1 rRNA gene is annotated in these 220 nt (G+C 45.5%); it reads left to right on the top strand.

Going from position 1 to position 220, the window contains the following annotated elements:
• Positions 1 to 131 precede the first annotated feature (131 nt).
• A 23S ribosomal RNA gene (locus M3197_RS17285) occupies positions 132 to 220 on the top strand; the annotation flags it as partial.

Here is a 220-nt window from a genome sequence, read left to right on the forward strand (position 1 = left end):
GATAAAACGACATTGAAGCAACACATCAAGACAATCAACCGAGTCGGACACTATTCGTAGTGAGCCGAACAGCGATTCTTTTGTTCTTTCTTTTCATTCATCGCTGAATGAAAGAAGAACGTTAACTTTTTGGTTAAGTTAGAAAGGGCGCACGGCGGATGCCTTGGCACTAGGAGCCTAAGAAGGACGGCACTAACACCGATATGCTTCGGGGAGCTGT

The organism is Sporosarcina aquimarina, from assembly GCF_023715615.1.
Lineage (GTDB): Bacteria > Bacillota > Bacilli > Bacillales_A > Planococcaceae > Sporosarcina > Sporosarcina aquimarina_A.